Source organism: Gordonia liuliyuniae (assembly GCF_021739025.1).
GTDB classification, from domain to species: Bacteria; Actinomycetota; Actinomycetes; order Mycobacteriales; family Mycobacteriaceae; genus Gordonia; species Gordonia liuliyuniae.
The window spans coordinates 386529-403162 of record NZ_JAKKOT010000005.1 but is presented as its reverse complement, the minus strand read 5'-3'; the positions used below and the strand labels follow the sequence as shown (position 1 = coordinate 403162).

At 68.6% G+C, this 16634-nt stretch carries 11 protein-coding genes and 1 tRNA gene; 6 read left to right on the top strand and 6 right to left on the bottom strand.

Annotated elements, in window-relative coordinates; translation table 11 throughout:
• Positions 1-69 precede the first annotated feature (69 nt).
• The 4 genes from L5G28_RS12745 to L5G28_RS12730 form a co-directional block, all read right to left on the bottom strand.
• Positions 70-795, bottom strand: a complete 726-nt coding sequence (locus L5G28_RS12745; RefSeq protein ID WP_237001844.1) for a sirohydrochlorin chelatase — start codon at positions 793-795, stop codon at positions 70-72.
• Positions 792-1202: a nitrite reductase small subunit NirD gene (nirD, locus tag L5G28_RS12740; protein ID WP_237001843.1), complete on the bottom strand. Its 411-nt coding sequence runs from the start codon at positions 1200-1202 to the stop codon at positions 792-794. The genes L5G28_RS12745 and nirD overlap by 4 nt, the downstream gene beginning before the upstream one ends.
• On the bottom strand, positions 1199-3739 hold the full coding sequence (gene nirB, locus L5G28_RS12735) for a nitrite reductase large subunit NirB (protein ID WP_236997526.1): 2541 nt from the start codon (positions 3737-3739) through the stop codon (positions 1199-1201). Before nirB ends, nirD begins: the two co-directional genes overlap by 4 nt.
• Before the next feature lie 108 nt (positions 3740-3847).
• Positions 3848-7807 (bottom strand): bifunctional nitrate reductase/sulfite reductase flavoprotein subunit alpha, encoded by a 3960-nt coding sequence (locus L5G28_RS12730; RefSeq protein ID WP_237001842.1) that lies wholly within the window; start codon positions 7805-7807, stop codon positions 3848-3850.
• Positions 7808-7889: 82 nt separating this feature from the next.
• On the opposite strand from L5G28_RS12730, the gene L5G28_RS12725 reads away from it, so the two are divergent.
• From L5G28_RS12725 to L5G28_RS12710, 4 genes are all read left to right on the top strand, one after another.
• On the top strand, positions 7890-9020 hold the full coding sequence (locus L5G28_RS12725; RefSeq protein ID WP_236997524.1) for a thiolase family protein: 1131 nt from the start codon (positions 7890-7892) through the stop codon (positions 9018-9020).
• Between the two features lie 30 nt (positions 9021-9050).
• Complete coding sequence (locus L5G28_RS12720; RefSeq protein WP_236997523.1) at positions 9051-9851, top strand: crotonase/enoyl-CoA hydratase family protein; 801 nt, start codon at positions 9051-9053, stop codon at positions 9849-9851.
• A 5-nt stretch (positions 9852-9856) separates the two neighbouring features.
• Positions 9857-10960: an FAD-dependent oxidoreductase gene (locus L5G28_RS12715; protein ID WP_237001946.1), complete on the top strand. Its 1104-nt coding sequence runs from the start codon at positions 9857-9859 to the stop codon at positions 10958-10960.
• A gap of 106 nt (positions 10961-11066) precedes the next feature.
• Positions 11067-11732, top strand: coding sequence for an HAD-IA family hydrolase (locus L5G28_RS12710; RefSeq protein ID WP_237001841.1), 666 nt, complete (start codon positions 11067-11069; stop codon positions 11730-11732).
• 130 nt (positions 11733-11862) lie between these two features.
• Here the strand turns inward: L5G28_RS12710 and L5G28_RS12705 are convergent.
• A tRNA-Arg gene (locus tag L5G28_RS12705) sits at positions 11863-11939 on the bottom strand.
• 61 nt (positions 11940-12000) lie between these two features.
• Between L5G28_RS12705 and L5G28_RS12700 the strand changes: the two genes are divergently transcribed.
• Positions 12001-14133 (top strand): bifunctional copper resistance protein CopD/cytochrome c oxidase assembly protein, encoded by a 2133-nt coding sequence (locus tag L5G28_RS12700; RefSeq protein ID WP_372477219.1) that lies wholly within the window; start codon positions 12001-12003, stop codon positions 14131-14133.
• 23 nt (positions 14134-14156) lie between these two features.
• Here the strand turns inward: L5G28_RS12700 and L5G28_RS12695 are convergent, their stop codons facing one another.
• Positions 14157-14555, bottom strand: coding sequence for a PGPGW domain-containing protein (locus L5G28_RS12695; protein ID WP_237001840.1), 399 nt, complete (start codon positions 14553-14555; stop codon positions 14157-14159).
• 294 nt (positions 14556-14849) lie between these two features.
• Between L5G28_RS12695 and ettA the strand changes: the two genes are divergently transcribed.
• Positions 14850-16526 (top strand): energy-dependent translational throttle protein EttA, encoded by a 1677-nt coding sequence (gene ettA, locus L5G28_RS12690; protein WP_308191544.1) that lies wholly within the window; start codon positions 14850-14852, stop codon positions 16524-16526.
• Positions 16527-16634 lie beyond the last annotated feature (108 nt).

Genomic DNA, 16634 nt, shown 5'->3' with positions numbered 1-16634 from the left:
CGACGCCAGAATCGCGTTGCACAACGGTCGCCAGGCGACCGTTGTCCAACGCGATTCTCGTGACCGAACTCAGCAGGCGGTGGACACCGCAGTTCGGTCGGTGGCCAGTCGACACGCGCGCTCGACGATGAGCGGGTGCAGGCCCAGCGGCCGGGCGACGACGTCGGCGCCCGAGCTCTCCAACCGGGTCTGGAACAGGCCGGGCGCGAGGAGATGCGAGGCGACGGCCACGCGGGCGTGCTGTCGCCGAAGGCGTGCGACCGTGTCGCCGACCGCCGAATACTGCGGGGCCTTCGCGGTCGGCGCGGCGAACGCGACCTCGACGGGTGTGTCGAGCAGGCGTCCGAGCGCGGCGGCCACTGAGTCGACGTCGCGGTGCGAGGCGGGATCAGACGAGCCAGCGGCGGCCAGGACGACGGCGTCGTCCGAGCGCAGCCCGGCGGCACGGAGACGGTCGGCGAGCGCCTCGACGACTGCGTCCGACGGGCCGAGGGAATCGGTCACACGCGTCGCCGGGAGGCTCGGACGCCCCAGATGCTCGGGGAGATCGCGCCGCACGTGGTAGCCGCGGCCGAGGAATGCGGGGACGACGGTGACCGGGTCCCGACCCCGTTCGGCGAGCGGGTGAGACTCGACCAGCGACGCGAGCGCGTCGGACGGACTCGGGCCGAGAACGTCGACGAACGAGACGGCTACGCGGTCGGCGAGTCGCTCGCGCATGGCGGCGGCGAGATCCCCGATGAGCGCGACCCCGTGCGGGTTACGCGTGCCGTGGGCGACGAGGAGGACGGTCATGAGCCTGCGGTGACAGGTTCGGGGCGTCGTCCGAAACCGATGAGCGGCGAGTTCGCGACGAAGACCGTCCCGTCGATGCCGATCCGTGTCGCGAACACCGGGACCTTCACTCCGTCCGCATCGAGGCACCGGCCGTCGACCAGACTGAACGCCTGCTTCTTCAGCGGCGACTGCACCACCGGGAATCCGTTGCGGTCGCCGACGATGCCTCGGGACAGGACTGCGGCGCGGCCGATCGGGTCGATGTTCCCGACCGCGCGCAGCGAGTCGTCCGCCAGCCGGAACAGGGCGACCTGGCCGTGGTCGGGGAGCAGGACGGCGACGCCCCGCAGCGGCTGCAGCTTGTCGTACGCGCAGGCCGGAGTCCAGTCGCGCGTCCAACGGTGCAGGTCGAAGTTGATGGTCATGCGTTGCTCCTGACAGCAGACGAGCGGATCTGGGGCTGGCCGAGCAGCACCGGCACTTTGCGGCCGTGGCTCTCACCGAACGAGACGGTGGGATCGGGCACCCCGGGGGCATTGACGAACGAGACGAATCGCGAGAGCTTGTCGGGGTCGTCGAGGACCCCCTTCCATTCGCACTGGTAGCCGTCGACGTGCCGGGCCATGTCGGCTTCGAAGTCGGCGGCCAGCGACAGACTGTCGTCGACGACCACGGCGCGCAGGTGCTCGAGTCCGCCGTCGAGGTTCTCCAACCACGGCGCGGTGCGCTGCAGGCGGTCGGCAGTCCGGATGTAGTACATGAGGAACCGGTCGATGTAGGCGATGAGGGTCGCGGTGTCGAGGTCGCCCGCCAGGAGTTGTGCGTGTTTCGGCGTCATCCCGCCGTTGCCTGCGACGTACAGGTTCCAGCCGCTCTCGGTCGCGATGACGCCGACGTCCTTGCCGCGGGCCTCCGCGCATTCACGAGCACAGCCGGACACGCCCATCTTGAGCTTGTGCGGCGAACGGAGGCCCCGGTAGCGGAGCTCCAAGTCGATCGCCAACTGGACCGAATCCTGCTGCCCGTACCGGCACCAGTCCGATCCGGCGCAGCTCTTCACCGTGCGCAGCGACTTGCCGTACGCCTGGCCGGACTCCATACCGCCGTCGACGAGTCGCCGCCAGATGTCGGGCAGCTGGTCGACGGTCGCACCGAACATGTCGATGCGCTGGCCACCGGTGATCTTCGTGTACAGCCCGAAATCGCGGGCGATCTCGCCGATGAGGATGAGCTGTTCGGCGGTGATGTCGCCGCCGGGCACACGCGGAACCACCGAGTAGGTGCCGTTGCGTTGGATATTCGCCAGGAAGTGGTCGTTCGAGTCCTGCAGCGAAGCCTGCTCGCCGTCGAGGATGTGGTCGCTGCTCGTCGACGCCAGGATGGAGGCGACGGTCGGCTTGCAGATGTCGCAACCAGTTCCGCTGCCGAACCGTTCGACGAGACCGGAGAACGTCCGAATGCCACTGGCCCGAACGAGTTCGAAGAGCTCGGCACGCGAGACGTCGAAGTGTTCGCACAACGCCTTCGACTGTTCGACACCCGAGTCGGCGAGGATCTGCGACAGCAGCGGGACGCACGAACCGCACGACGTGCCGGCACCCGTGCACTTCTTAAGGGCCGCGACGTCGCAGGCGCCGTCGGCGATGGCGCTGCACAACGTCCCCTTCGAGACGTCATTGCACGAGCAGATCTGCGCGTCGTCGCCGAGCGCGCCGACGCCGAGCGCCGGGGCGTCACCGGTGACCGGGCTGATCAATGCGACCGGGTCGCCGGGGATCGACGAGCCGACGAGCGGTCGCAGGACGCCGTACGACGAGGCGTCGCCGACGAGTACGCCGCCGAGCAGAGTCGACGCGTCGTCGGAGAGGACGAGCTTGGCGTACGTTCCGTTGATCGGATCGCTGACCACGACGTTCAACGCGCCGTCGGTGGTCCCGTGAGCGTCACCGAAGCTCGCGACGTCCACGCCGAGGAGTTTCAACTTGGTGGACATGTCGGCGCCCGGGAAGTACGCGTCGCCACCGAGGAGTTGGTCGGCGACCACTTCGGCGCTGGCATAGCCGGGGCCGACGAGGCCGTAGCACCGGCCCTCGATGGCCGCGACCTCACCGATTGCGTACACGGCCGGATCGCTGGTGACACCCGTGAGGTCGGTGAGGACGCCACCGCGCTCGGCCGTCGCCAGCCCGGATTCGCGACCCAGTTCATCGCGCGGCCGCACGCCGGCCGCGAAGACCACGAGTGCCGCGTCGACCGTCGCCTCGTCGGAGAACGTGACCCGCACGTCGTCGCCGACCGGCTCGATCGATCTGGTCCCGGTCTCCAGCGAGATGTCGATGCCGAGGGCTCCGATCATCCGTGCGAGGTGTTCGCCGCCCGCCGGGTCGATCTGCTGCGGCATCAACCGCGGGTTCATCTCGATGACGTGTGGTCGCAGGCCGAGTTGGCGGAGTGCGTTCGCCGCCTCGAGGCCGAGGAGCCCGCCGCCGACGACGATGCCGATCGGCTGGTCGCCGGTGCTGCGTGCGATCGCCGCTTCGGCGTCGGCGCGGATCGCATCGAGATCGTCGAGTGTGCGGTAGACGTGGCAGTGGTCGACGTCGTGTCCCGGCACGGGCGGCACGAAGGCGTACGAGCCGGTCGCAAGCACGAGGGCGTCGTAGTCGACCGTGGTGCCGTCGTCGAGGTGCACCGTCGTGGTGGCGCGGTCGATGGACGCTGCGCGACGCCCGGTCAGCACGCGCACTGCGCCGTCGTCGTCGTACGCGTTGCCTGCCAGCGCGAGCGTGCTGCGGTCCCATCCGCCGACATACGAGGAGAGCCCCACGCGGTCGTACGCGCGATCGGCTTCCTCGCCGATCACCACGATGTGCCACGACGCATCCTCATCGCGAGTGCGGAGTGCTTCGACGAAACGGTGCCCCACCATTCCGTGCCCGATGACTGCGACTGTTCTACTCATGTCGACGACGGTATGGATCCGGTGTTGCGGCAGATCGCGGGTCTCGTTGCTCGCGAGTCACCAGGTTCTCACCGTGTTACGCACGCGTGTGTGAGGAATCGAGCGTCGTCAGTACACGTCGCGGACGTAGCGGTGCTCGGCGGCGAGGGCGGCGACGTAGGCGTCAGCGCTGCGCGGCGCGAGGCGGCCCTCCTGCGCGACGATCTGGTGCAGGACGTCGTCCACGTCGCGGGCCATTCTCGATGCGTCACCGCACACGTACACGTGGGCGCCGCGGGAGAGCCACGCCCAGATCTCGGCGGCGTGCTCGCGCATCAGATCTTGGACGTACACCTTGTCGGCCTGGTCTCGGGAGAAGGCGACATCGAGTCGTGTCAGCACGCCGGTGTCCCGTAGTTCGGTGAGTTCGTCCTCGTAGAGGAAGTCGGTGGCACGGTGCTGCTCACCGAAGAAGAGCCAGTTGTCACCGGGGGCGCCTGCGGCGGCCCGCTCGCGCAGGAAGCCGCGGAACGGGGCGACACCGGTGCCGGGGCCGACCATGATCATCGGGGCGCTGGGATCGTGCGGCGGAGCGAAGTGTTTGTTGGGCTGTACGAACACCTTCACCTCGGTGGTGTCCTCTGCGTCGGCGAGGTAGGTCGAACACACGCCGCCGCGTCGCGCCCGGCCCTCGGTGGAGGCCGCTCCGTCGAAGCGGACCGCCGACACCGTCACCTCGACGCGATCGGGCGTGTGCGCGGGACTCGATGAGATCGAGTACAGGCGCGGTTGCAACGGCCGCAGCACCGTCAACCAGTCGGAGACCTCCGTTGTCACCGGATATTCGGCGAGCACGTCCACCGACTGTCGACCCCACACCCAGTCGTCGAACGCCGCGCGGTGGTCGAGCAGCGACCGCAGCTGGGGGTCGTCGTGGTGGTCGGCGACGAAACTGACGAGGTCGCGGGTGATCCGAGCGATCTCGAAGTGCTCGGTGAGCGCGGCCCGCAGACTCATCGTGTCACCGGCCGCGTCGACCGGGAGGTCGCCGTCGAGCCCGGTGACGGCCAGCCACTCCTCGACCAATGCGGGGCTGTTCGTCGCGATGACGCCGAGTGCGTCGCCTGCCTCATAGGTGAGGGTTCCCGGCGGGAGCTCGAACGCGAACCGTCTGACCTCCTTGGCCGACCCGTCTCGGGTCAGAAGGTGGTTCTCGACGAGGCGGGCCGCGAGCGGGTTGCGTCGCGAATAGTCCACCGGTTCAGCGGACGGCGCCTGGAGGGCCGAGGTCACGGTCTGGACCCAGGAGTCGGCGACCGAGTCGTCTCCCGGCTCACACGAGACCCGGTCGATGATGCGCGTGGCACCCAACAGGCCGAGTCGGCCGTCGAGTTTGCGGGCGAACCCGCAGAAGTCGGCGTACGACGAGTCGCCGAACCCGAGGACCGCGAACCGTAGATCCGGGACGTCCGACGAGGTGGCCGCCGTCAACCGTGTCCAGAGGGCGGCCGCATTGTCGGGCGGGTCGCCGTCGCCCGTCGTCGACACCGCGAACAGGACCGGGCCGGTCAACTCGTCGACACCGACCTCATCGGCGGACCGCACCGCGACCGAGTATCCGGCGTCGCTCAGCGCGGGTGCTGCACGCTCGGCGAACTCCTCGGCGGTGCCGGTCTGCGACGCCCACACGAGGGTCAGGCGCGGACCGGTCGATACCGGATCCGATCCCGGTTCGGCCGCGGTCGCCGACACCGCGGTGCGCGCGAAGTAGCCGGCGAGGACGCCGTCGGCCCACGCCCGCACTGCGGGCGAGAGAGGGGCGGCGGTCGGGATCGTCGGTACCGAGTCGACGGGCGGATTCGCGGCGATTCCCGCAGCGAGGCCGGACAGGTACGCGGACTCCTCCGGTGCGGTCGACGGCGCGGGCGCTCCGCCGAGGACGGATGCGAGGCCGGTCACGGAAGGCTCCTCTTGAGTCGGGCGGACGAGGGCGGGGGACACACGAGTGAGGGACACGGCGCAGGCTTTGAACTCCGGCTGCAGCGAGTCCGGGTCGACAGCGTCGCTCGTGACGCCGTTGACCGCGAGATCGGGGCCGGCCGCGTCGTTGAAGTGCATGGGGACGAAACAGCAGCCGGGCACGATGTCGGTGGTCACTCGCGCGGGCACGGTCACCGAACCGCGACGGGACGCGACGACGACGCGGTCGTCGTCGGCCACGCCGTGCTGTGCGGCGGTGTCCGGGTGCAGTTGGACGAAGCTCGACGGATCGAGTCTGTTGAGCTTCGCGACGCGTCCGGTCTTGGTCATCGTGTGCCACTGGTGCGCGAGACGCCCCGTCGTCAACACGACCGGGTACTCGTCGTCGGGGAGTTCGGCAGGCGGGAGGAACGGACGCGGCAGAAAACGCGCGCGACCGTCCGCCGTCGGGAACCGCAGCGTGTCGCCGTCGCGATACCGGATCGGGTTCCGGTCCGAACACCCTGGAGCGGCAGGCCACTGGACGGGGCCGTGGCGTAGACGTTCGTGGCTCGCGCCGCGCACGTCCCACCCGGTCATCGGATTGTGGAAGCCGCTCAGTTCGTCGAAGACGGCGGCCGCGTCCGGATAGTCGAAGGCGTCGCCGCAGCCCATCGCCGCGCCGACGTCGGCGATGAGCCGCCAGTCGGGTCGCGAGTCGCCCGGCGGCGCGACTGCGGGCCGGCACAGGGTCAGGTTCCGTTCGGAGTTGATCATCACCCCGTCGGTCTCCGACCACAGCGCCGCGGGCAGCAGGATGTCGGCGTACGCAGCGGTCTCGACGCCGTCGAACGCTTCCTGGACGACGACGAGGTCGGCGGCTTCGAGGGCCGCTATCACCGTGTCCCGGTTGGCGACCGACGCAACGGGGTTGGTGCAGATGATCCACGCGGCGCGGATCTCGCCCGCAGCCATCCGCTCGAACATGTCGATCGTTCCGCCGCCCGGATCGTCGCGGATCGTGCCCGCCGGGAGGCCCCACAGCGCTTCGGTATGCGCGCGGTCGGCCGGATCGAGTGCGGTGCGCTGCCCGGGCAGCCCGGGCCCCATGTAGCCCATCTCACGGCCGCCCATCGCGTTCGGCTGGCCGGTCAGCGAGAACGGCCCCGACCCGGTGCGGCAGATCGTCCCGGTCGCCAGGTGCAGGTTCACCAGCGCGTTGGTGTGCCAGGTGCCGTGGGTCGACTGGTTGAGGCCCATCGTCCACAGCGAGACCCAGTCGTCGGCGTCGACGACCCACTGGGCGAGGGTCCGCAAGTCGTCGGCGGCCAGCCCAGTGGTCTCGGCGACCACGTCGACCGGGTACTCGGCCAGGAGCGGGCCCATCGTCTCCCAGCCGGTGGTGTGGGCGGCCACGAACTCGTCGTCGACGCCGCCTGCGTCGACGATCAGCCGGAGCAGTCCGTTGAGCAGTGCCAAGTCGGTTCCGGGCCGGACTTGCAGATACATGTCGGCTCTCGCGGCTGTCGCCGTTCGTCGCGGATCGATCACCACGAGACGGGCGCCCGCGTTGACCCGCTCCATCATGCGGAGGAACAGGATCGGATGGCAGTCCGCCATGTTGGCGCCGATCACCAGGAACAGGTCGGCGTGGTCGAGGTCGTCGTAGCTGCCGGGCGGGCCGTCTGCACCAAGTGACTGCTTGTACCCGGTCCCCGCGGACGCCATGCACAGTCGCGAGTTCGATTCGATCTGGTTGGTCCCGAGGAACCCCTTGGTCAGCTTGTTCGACAGGTATTGGGCTTCGACCGTCATCTGGCCGGACACGTATACGGCGATCGAGTCCGGGCCGTGCTCGTCGCGGATAGCGGTGAGACGCCGCGCCGTCTCGGCGACGGCGTCGTCGGTGCTCACCTGCGCGCCGTCGACTGTCGCCGACGTCAACCGGCCGGGCGCGGAGAGCATCTCGGCCGTCGTCGCGCCCTTCGTGCACAGGCGGCCGCGGTTCGTCGGGTGGTCGCGGTCGCCGGTCGACGACGTGACGCGGTCGCCGTCGAGGGTCAACGTCATTCCGCAGCCGACCCCGCAGTAGCCGCACACGGTCGACACGGTGCGCGAAGGATCGTCCATGTCCAGAATCGTCGATGTGACATGTTTCCAGTTGCGCCGTTTCGTGTTACGCGAGTGTCAACAGTGCTACAAGATGGTTTGCATGCGTGATGCAGTGATCGTCGATGCGGTTCGCACCCCCATCGGCAGACGAAACGGTTCCCTGTCCGACATCCACCCCGGCGACCTGTCCGGGCACGTTCTCACCTCGCTCGCCGAACGCGTCGGGTTCGATCCGGCCATCGTCGACGACGTGATCTGGGGTTGTGTGAGCCAGGTGGGCGACCAGGCGGGCCACATCGGTCGTCTCGGCGTCCTCGCCGCCGGATGGCCCGAATCCGTGCCGTCGGTGGTCGTCGACCGCCGCTGCGGGTCGGGGCAGCAGTCAGTCGCGTTCGCTGCCGGGGGCGTGATCTCCGGGCAGTACGACGTCGCGATCGCGGGCGGCGTCGAATCGATGTCGCGGGTGCCGATGGGCACGGCGGGGAAGGGCGGTCAGCCCACCCCGCAGTCGGTGCTCGACCGTTACGAGATCGAACGCTTCGATCAGGGCATCGGCGCCGAGATGGTCGCCGCGAAATGGGGGATGACCCGCACCGAGCTCGACGAGTACTCGGCTCGGTCGCACGAGCGCACCGCCGCAGCAGTCGACGCGGGCGCGTTCGACGGTCAACTCGCCCCGATCGGCGGTCTCACACAGGACGAGGGTCTGCGTCGCGGAACCACGGTGGAGAAGCTCGCCGGACTCAAGACGCCATTCGACCCGAACGGCATGATCACCGCGGGCAATGCGTCGCAGATCTCCGACGGCGCGGGTGCGCTGCTGGTCACGTCGAGTGAGACGGCCGCCGCCAACGGGTGGACGCCGATCGCGCGGGTGCACACGACGGTCCTGGCGGGGGACGACCCCGTCATCATGTTGACCGCGCCCATTGCGGCGACCCGTAAAGCGCTCGACCGCTCGGGTCTGAGAGTCGACGAGATCGGAGCCTACGAGGTCAACGAGGCGTTCGCACCCGTCCCGCTCGCGTGGCAGAGGGAGATCGGCGCGTCCGACGACGTCCTCAACCCGCTCGGCGGTGCCATCTCGGTCGGGCATCCGCTCGGCGCGTCCGGTGCGATCCTGATGACCCGTCTCGTGCACCACATGCGCGACAACGGGATTCGCTACGGTCTGCAGACGATGTGTGAGGCCGGCGGCATGGCCAACGCGACGATCCTGGAATTGCTGTGAGCGCGACCCTGCGATGAGGAAGGCCCTGCAATGAGCGAGGAACTACTTGTCGAGCGGGACGGCCATGTCGTCACGTGGACGATCAATCTGCCCGAGGTGCGCAACGCGATCTCCGATGTGCCGGTCATTGATGCGATCGTCGACGCGGTCGCGCAGGCGAACGCCGACCAGAGCGTGCGCGCGGTGATCCTCACCGGCGCCGGTTCGGCCTTCTCGGCGGGCGGCAACGTCAAGGCGATGCAGGCGGGCGAAGGGCTGTTCGGCGGCGCCGCGCACGACCAGCGGATCGGCTACCGCGACGGCATCCAACGGATCCCGCGCGCCCTGTACGCGTTGGAGGTCCCGGTGGTCGCCGCCGTCAACGGCCCGGCGGTCGGGGCGGGCTGCGACTTGGCGATGATGTGCGATCTGCGGATCGCGTCGACGACAGCGTTCTTCGCCGAGAGCTTCGTCAAGCTCGGGATCATCCCGGGCGACGGCGGGGCCTGGTTCCTGCCGCGCATCATCGGCCCGGCGCGTGCGGCCGAGATGGCGTTGACCGGCGACCGGGTGGACGCCGCCACCGCCCTCGATTGGGGGATGGTGTCGCAGGTCGTCGAACCGGACGAACTGCTGGGAGCCGCGCGCGTGCTCGCCGATCGCGTCGCGGTGAACCCACCGATCGCAGTTCGGATGGCCAAGAAACTCCTACGCGAATCGTCGCAGCAGACGCTAGACCAACTCCTGGAGATGTCGGCGGCACTCCAGGGGATCGCGCATCAGACTCACGATCATCAGGAAGCGGTGGCGGCGATGCTCGACAAGCGCGCCGGAGTCTACCGGGGTCGGTGAGATCTGTGCGCGTGATCGTCGTCGGCGGTGGGATAGCGGGGCTGACCACAGCGCTGGCCCTGCACCGCGACGGACACGACGTGCGGGTCCTTGAGGCCCGCGACGACACTGTCGCGGGTGCTGGAATCAGCTTGTGGCCCAACGCGTTGGCCGCACTCGACCGGATCGGTGCGGGCGACGCGGTCCGGGCGGCCGGCGGGCGCGTCACGGCCGGGGCAGTGCGGTGGCGCGACGGCGGCTGGATTCGGCGACCCGACCCCAATCGGCTCGTCGACGCGCTCGGCGAGCCGTTGGTCGTGGTGGAACGGCCGATCCTGCGGGACGTATTGTCGCGGCTCCTGCCGCCGGGCACTGTGCGGTTCGGGACGAGCGTCGAAGGTTCGGCCGGACTCGACGCCGACCTCATCGTCGGAGCCGACGGAATCGGATCGGTGCTCGCGCGGGAACTCAACGGCGCGTTGCCGCGGACGTACGCCGGGTACACGGCGTGGCGCGGCGTCGCCGACGCGACCTTCGACCCGGTGTTCGCGGGCGAGGTGCTCGGGCCGGGCAGCCAGTTCGGCCTGGTCCCGCTGGGCGCGGACCGCACCTACTGGTTCGCCACCGCGCAACTGCCCGAAGGCGCCTGGTTCGACGACGAGTACGCGTACGTCCGCGGGCTGGTCGACGGGTGGGCGGACCCGTTGCCGCGGCTGGTCGCGGCAACCGATCCGGCAGTCCTACTGCGCAACGACCTGTACGACAGGCCGACCGCGAAAGTCCTGCACCGTGGCCGCATCGTGTTGGTCGGCGACGCCGCGCACCCCATGCGACCGCATCTCGGGCAGGGCGGTTGTCAGGCGATCGAAGACGCGGTGACGCTCGCCGACTGCGTGCGGACCTGTGACGACCTTCCGCGGGCGATGATGCGGTACGCCGGGGCCCGGCGCCGCCGAACCCGGGCCGTGGTTCGGGATTCGAATCTGATCGGGCGAGTGGTGAACGGGCGTCCGGCCGCAGTGTGGGGTGCCCTCATCCGGTCGAGCGTCCTGGTGCCCGACGCCGTCGTGCGCACCCGCCTGGCGACCATCGCCTCCCGCCGAGCGTTCACGCGCACCCTGGAGTCGTAACGGCGGGAGTGCTCGCGTCAGTGTCGTGCGGGCCAGCGGAGTCCGCCGCCGTCTTTGATCGGGCAACCATCGCCTCCCGCGACGGATTCTCCCGCACACTGGAGCCATGGTGACGATTCCCGCGCGTATCAGCATCCCCGTCCGTGCCGTGCTGTTGGACATGGACGGGACGCTCGTCGACTCCGACGCTGTCGTCGAACGGCTCATGGGACGGTGGGCGGCCGCCCACGGGCTCGACGTCGACTCGGTGCTGAGGATCTCGCACGGTCGACAAGGCCACGAGGTGATGGCGGAGTTCCTGCCGGACCGCCCGATGGCCGAGAACCTCGCCGACAACGAGGAAATGCTCGCCGCCGAGATCTCCGAGACCGATGGGATCGTCGCGATCGCGGGCGCCGCCGAACTGCTCGATGTGCTCGCCGACGTCCCACACGCCCTCGTGACGTCCGCGACCCTGCCGTTGGCGCGGGCGCGGATGGGCGCTGCCGGACTCGCCGTTCCCGCCGTGGCGGTCACCGCCGACGACATCACCGAGTCGAAGCCGAGCCCGTGCGGCTTCCTGCACGCCGCCGCGCTGCTCGGCGTCGACCCGACGCAGTGCGTGGTGATCGAGGACTCGGGTGCGGGGATCGCGGCCGGTCGGGCCGCGGGGGCGACAGTGGTCGGGGTCGGCGCGGCGTCCGCCGCCCACGGACCCGACTACGTCGTGGACGACCTGACCGCGGTGACCGTCGATCGCGAACCGCTGCGGGTGCGCCTAGTCGACAGGTAGCGGGAGCGGGGCTACGTGTGCGTATGCCTCGTCACACCGGGTGCACGGACATCGATGCGCCCCGGCGTGGCACGTTGCGCGCACGAGTCGTCCGGGACAGTCGCCACTGAGGCTGTGACCACTGCTTATGTGGTGCCCCCGGCAGGACTCGAACCTGCGACCTAGAGATTAGAAGGCTCTTGCTCTATCCACCTGAGCTACGGAGGCGTCCGCTGTCGCCGCGAGAGCGGCAGCGATGGATGAGTATATCGGGTCCTACGATGGAGGCATGTCAACGACGTCCCCGACGGCCGATACCGAGACCGGTTCGCCACATGTGATCGATCGCGACCGCCTCACCGACCCGTCGGGTCCACGGCGGGTGATCGTCGCCGCGATGATGGTCGTCGGTGCGGTCGCGGGGGCCCTGGTCACCGCGGCGTCCGCAGCGACCGCATTGCGTCTCGCGGGCGTCCCGGACGCGGGGGCGCTCACGACGTACGGCGTGCCCGTCGTCACGGCCGTCGGACAGCTCAGTGCCGCAATCGGTTTCGGCGGCGCGATGTTCGCCGCGTTCTTCGTCCCGCCCCAGCGCGGCGGGCACCTCGACGTCGGAGGTTTCCGCGCCATCCGATGGACGTACGCGGCGATGCTCGTCTGGGCGATCTGCGCACTCGCGATGATCCCGTTGACGATCTCGAACGTCAGCGGCTTCTCGCTCACCGAGACCTTGCAGCCCGACCACCTGGTCACCGCCTACAGTCAGGTCGCCGACGCGAAGTACTGGCTGTGGACGGCGATCTTCGCGCTGCTCGCCGCGGTCCTCGCGCGGGCCGCACTCAAGTGGGGATGGACGTTCGTCATCCTCGCGCTAGCGTTCCTGTCGTTGATGCCGTCCGCGCTGGCCGGGCATTCCTCGGCGGGCGGCGGACACGACGTGGCGACGAACAGCCTGATCCTGCACATCGTCGCAGCGGCCGCGTGGGTGGGCGGACTCCTCGTCGTCCTCGCCTACTCGTTCGGCGACGGGCGGTGGCGTGTGCTCGCGGTGCGACGCTATTCGCGAGTGGCCTTCTGGTGCTTGATCGTCGTCGGCATCAGCGGTGTCGTGAACGCGCTGGTGCGGATGCCGATCGAGCAACTGTTCACGACCACGTACGGGCTGATCGTCGTCGGGAAGCTGTCCGCGTTCGTCGTCGCCGCCGCGATCGGCGGGGTGCACCGGCGGATCACCATCACCGAACTGGAAGCCACCGACGAACCGCGTAAGTCGTTGTTCGTGCGTTTCGCCGCCGTCGAACTGATCGTCTTCGCGATCGCGTTCGGGTTCGCGGCAGGCCTGGCTCGGACGCCGCCGCCGGACCTGGCGACGACCGACGTGTCGCCGATGGCGCTGAAGATCGGCTACGACCTCGACGGCCCGCCCACCCTGGCGCGGCTGCTGTTCGACTGGCGGTTCGATCTGATCTTCGGGACAGCCGCCCTCATCGCCGCAGCGGTCTATCTGCGCGGCGTCTGGCGACTGCGCAAGCGGGGGGACTCGTGGCCGGTCGGCCGGACCGTCGCCTGGCTTCTCGGCTGTTTGAGCCTGCTGGTCGCAACGTCGTCGGGCCTGGGCAGGTACGGGCCCGCGCTGTTCAGCACGCACATGATGGCGCACATGATGTTGACGATGCTCGTTCCCGTCCTGTTGGTCCTGGGCGGGCCGATGACATTGGCGTTGCGGGCGATCCCGCCCGCCGGCCGCGGCAACCCGGACGGGCCGCGCGAATGGATCTTGACCGGGTTGCACAGCAAGTACTCGAAGATCGTGACGCATCCGGCGGTCGTGGTGGTCGTCTTCGTCGGCAGCTTCTACGTCCTGTACCTGGGTGGCCTCTTCGACGTCGTCGTGGACCACCACTCGGCCCACCTCCTGATGAACCTGCACTTCCTCATCAGCGGATATCTGTTCTACTGGCTGGTGATCGGCATCGATCCGGCTCCGCGGGAGACGACTCACGTCGCCAAACTCGGCGTCGTGCTCGGCGCACTGCCCTTTCACGCCTTCTTCGGCGTCGCATTGATGATGACGACGGCGCTCATCGCCGAGAAGTACTACGAGTCGCTCCAGCACCCGTGGGCGCTCGACCTGGCCGCCGACCAACGCGTCGGTGGCGGTATCGCGTGGGCGACGGGAGAGTTCCCGCTCGTGATCGTGATGCTCGCGCTGCTCGTCCAGTGGCGCAGGCAGGACGAGAAGGTCGCCCGCCGGTTCGACCGGAAGGAAGCGCGCGACGAGGACGCCGAACTGGAGGCGTACAACCAGATGCTGCGCGGCATGGGCGCGCCGACCCCGGCAGAGCACGAGACTCCGACAGACGAGGAGACGGGGGCAGCGGCAGCCGCGTCAGAAACGGGATCGGGCGAGACTGATCGGTGACGGCGTGAGCGCTGCTCGCGCGGTCAGGCGAACGCGTACGGCGTCTGGAACGACCACTGGAAGTCGCGCCAGGTTCGAACGAAGCGCACGCCCGTGACGCGCTCGACGCGACGGTGAACGGCGGCGTCGAAGGTGTTCCACCACGAGCGGGTGAGCTCGCCGACGCGGCGCAGCGACGCGAACATGAACGATGTGACGCGATGCGCCCACTCGAACTCGGTGGAGAGCGCGCCGAGGCCGAGGAAGAACGATCCCCACCCGGGGCCCGGGATCGGCAGCGGGATCATCACGAGCCCGGCCAGGATGAGCACGGTGCCGACGACGGCGACCCCGACGCGGTAAGTCATGTTGAGCTTGCGGTGGCGTCGGATCGTGTAACGCTGCTTCCGATGCCAGATCTTGATCCGCAGACGAGTGCTCAAAATCTTCGACCTCTCGTGGTTTCCGGTGTCGTTTCCGTCGGACGTGGGCTGCAGGGGTAACGGACGGACCGTTCCGTGCAGTTCCCAGTGTGACACACGACACCCTTTCGTCGCGGCGCGAGGGTGGGCGTGTCAGTCATGCGGCGCAGTCCGGGTTCGCCCGCCCGGCGCAGTCCGGGGTCGACCCGGTCGGCCCGATAGGATGGTCGCCGAACCAGGCCGACGCGCGACATGCCGGCGTCGGCGACCAAGTCCGCAACCGCAGCGAAGGCTGCAAGGCAGGAGCGATACCCGGTGGCCGGAGAATTCATCTACACCATGAAGAAGGTGCGCAAGGCGCACGGCGACAAGGTGATCCTCGACGACGTCACCATGAGCTTCTACCCAGGCGCCAAGATCGGCGTCGTCGGCCCGAACGGCGCGGGCAAGTCGTCGATCCTGAAGATCATGGCGGGTCTGGACCAGCCGTCGAACGGCGAGGCGTTCCTCGATCCCGAAGCGACCGTCGGCATCCTCCTGCAGGAGCCGCCGCTCAACGAGGAGAAGACGGTCAAGGAGAACGTCGAAGAGGGCATGGGCGAGATCGGCGTCAAGCTGGCCCGTTACAACGAGGTCGCCGAACTGATGGCGACCGACTACTCCGACGAACTCATGGAGGAGATGGGCAAGCTCCAGGAGGATCTGGACAACGCCGACGCGTGGGATCTCGACAGCCAGATCGAGCAGGCGATGGACGCGCTGCGTTGCCCGCCCGGCGACTCGCCGGTCACCCACCTGTCCGGTGGTGAGCGACGCCGCGTCGCACTGTGCAAACTGTTGCTGAGCAAGCCCGATCTGCTGCTGCTCGACGAGCCGACCAACCACCTCGACGCCGAGTCGGTGCTGTGGCTCGAACAGTTCCTCGCCAACTACGAGGGCGCTGTCCTGGCCGTCACACACGACCGCTACTTCCTCGACCATGTCGCGCAGTGGATCTGTGAGGTCGACCGCGGCAAGCTGCACCCGTACGAGGGCAATTACTCGACGTATCTGGAGAAGAAGGCCGAGCGCCTGGAAGTCCAGGGCAAGAAGGATCAGAAGCTGCAGCGACGCCTCAAGGAGGAGCTCGAGTGGGTCCGATCCGGGTCGAAGGCCCGTCAGACCAAGAACAAGGCGCGCCTGGCCCGCTACGAGGAGATGGCGACCGAAGCCGAGAAGCACCGCAAGCTCGACTTCGAGGAGATCCAGATCCCGACGCCGCCGCGTCTGGGCAACGTCGTCGTCGACGTCAGCAACCTGGATAAGGGCTTCGACGGCCGCGTGCTCATCAAGGACCTGTCGTTCACGCTGCCGCGCAACGGCATCGTCGGCGTCATCGGTCCCAACGGTGTTGGTAAGACGACGCTGTTCAAGACCATCGTCGGTCTCGAGTCTCCGGACTCGGGCGAGGTGAAGGTCGGCGAGACGGTGAAGCTCAGCTACGTCGACCAGGGTCGAGCCAATATCGATCCGAAGAAGACGGTATGGGAGGTCGTCTCCGACGGTCTCGACTACATCGAGGTCGGGCAGAACGAGATGCCGTCGCGTGCGTACGTCAGCGCGTTCGGCTTCAAGGGGCCGGATCAGCAGAAGCCGTCCGAGGTGCTCTCCGGTGGTGAGCGCAACCGCCTGAACCTCGCGCTGACCCTGAAAGAGGGCGGCAACTTGATCCTGCTGGACGAGCCGACTAACGACCTCGACGTCGAGACCCTGAGTTCGCTGGAGAACGCGTTGGAGCAGTTCCCGGGCTGTGCCGTCGTGATCTCGCACGACCGTTGGTTCCTGGACCGGACCTGCACCCACATCCTCGCGTGGGAGGGCAACGTCGCCGAGGGGCAGTGGTTCTGGTTCGAAGGCAACTTCGAGGCGTACGAAGCGAACAAGGTGACGCGCCTGGGCGCAGAAGCGGCCCGTCCGCACCGCGTGACGCACCGCAAGCTCACCCGCGACTGACACCAACGCCTACGATTCCCCGCTCAGGGTCGGCGTCCTCCTCTGAGGGTATGCCGACTCTGAGCGGGGAATTTCGCGTCAGAGCTCCGACAAGTTGCCGAATGATAC

What these genes read in the sequence shown, in the direction of transcription:
- nirB (WP_236997526.1), bottom strand. Translation starts at nt 3,739, where the DNA reads ATGAGTAGAACAGTCGCAGTCATCGGGCACGGAATGGTGGGGCACCGT.
- L5G28_RS12720 (WP_236997523.1), top strand. Translation starts at nt 9,051, where the DNA reads ATGAGCGAGGAACTACTTGTCGAGCGGGACGGCCATGTCGTCACGTGG.
- L5G28_RS12710 (WP_237001841.1), top strand. Translation starts at nt 11,067, where the DNA reads ATGGTGACGATTCCCGCGCGTATCAGCATCCCCGTCCGTGCCGTGCTG.
- L5G28_RS12745 (WP_237001844.1), bottom strand. Translation starts at nt 795, where the DNA reads ATGACCGTCCTCCTCGTCGCCCACGGCACGCGTAACCCGCACGGGGTC.
- L5G28_RS12730 (WP_237001842.1), bottom strand. Translation starts at nt 7,807, where the DNA reads ATGGACGATCCTTCGCGCACCGTGTCGACCGTGTGCGGCTACTGCGGG.
- L5G28_RS12725 (WP_236997524.1), top strand. Translation starts at nt 7,890, where the DNA reads ATGCGTGATGCAGTGATCGTCGATGCGGTTCGCACCCCCATCGGCAGA.
- L5G28_RS12700 (WP_372477219.1), top strand. Translation starts at nt 12,001, where the DNA reads ATGTCAACGACGTCCCCGACGGCCGATACCGAGACCGGTTCGCCACAT.
- nirD (WP_237001843.1), bottom strand. Translation starts at nt 1,202, where the DNA reads ATGACCATCAACTTCGACCTGCACCGTTGGACGCGCGACTGGACTCCG.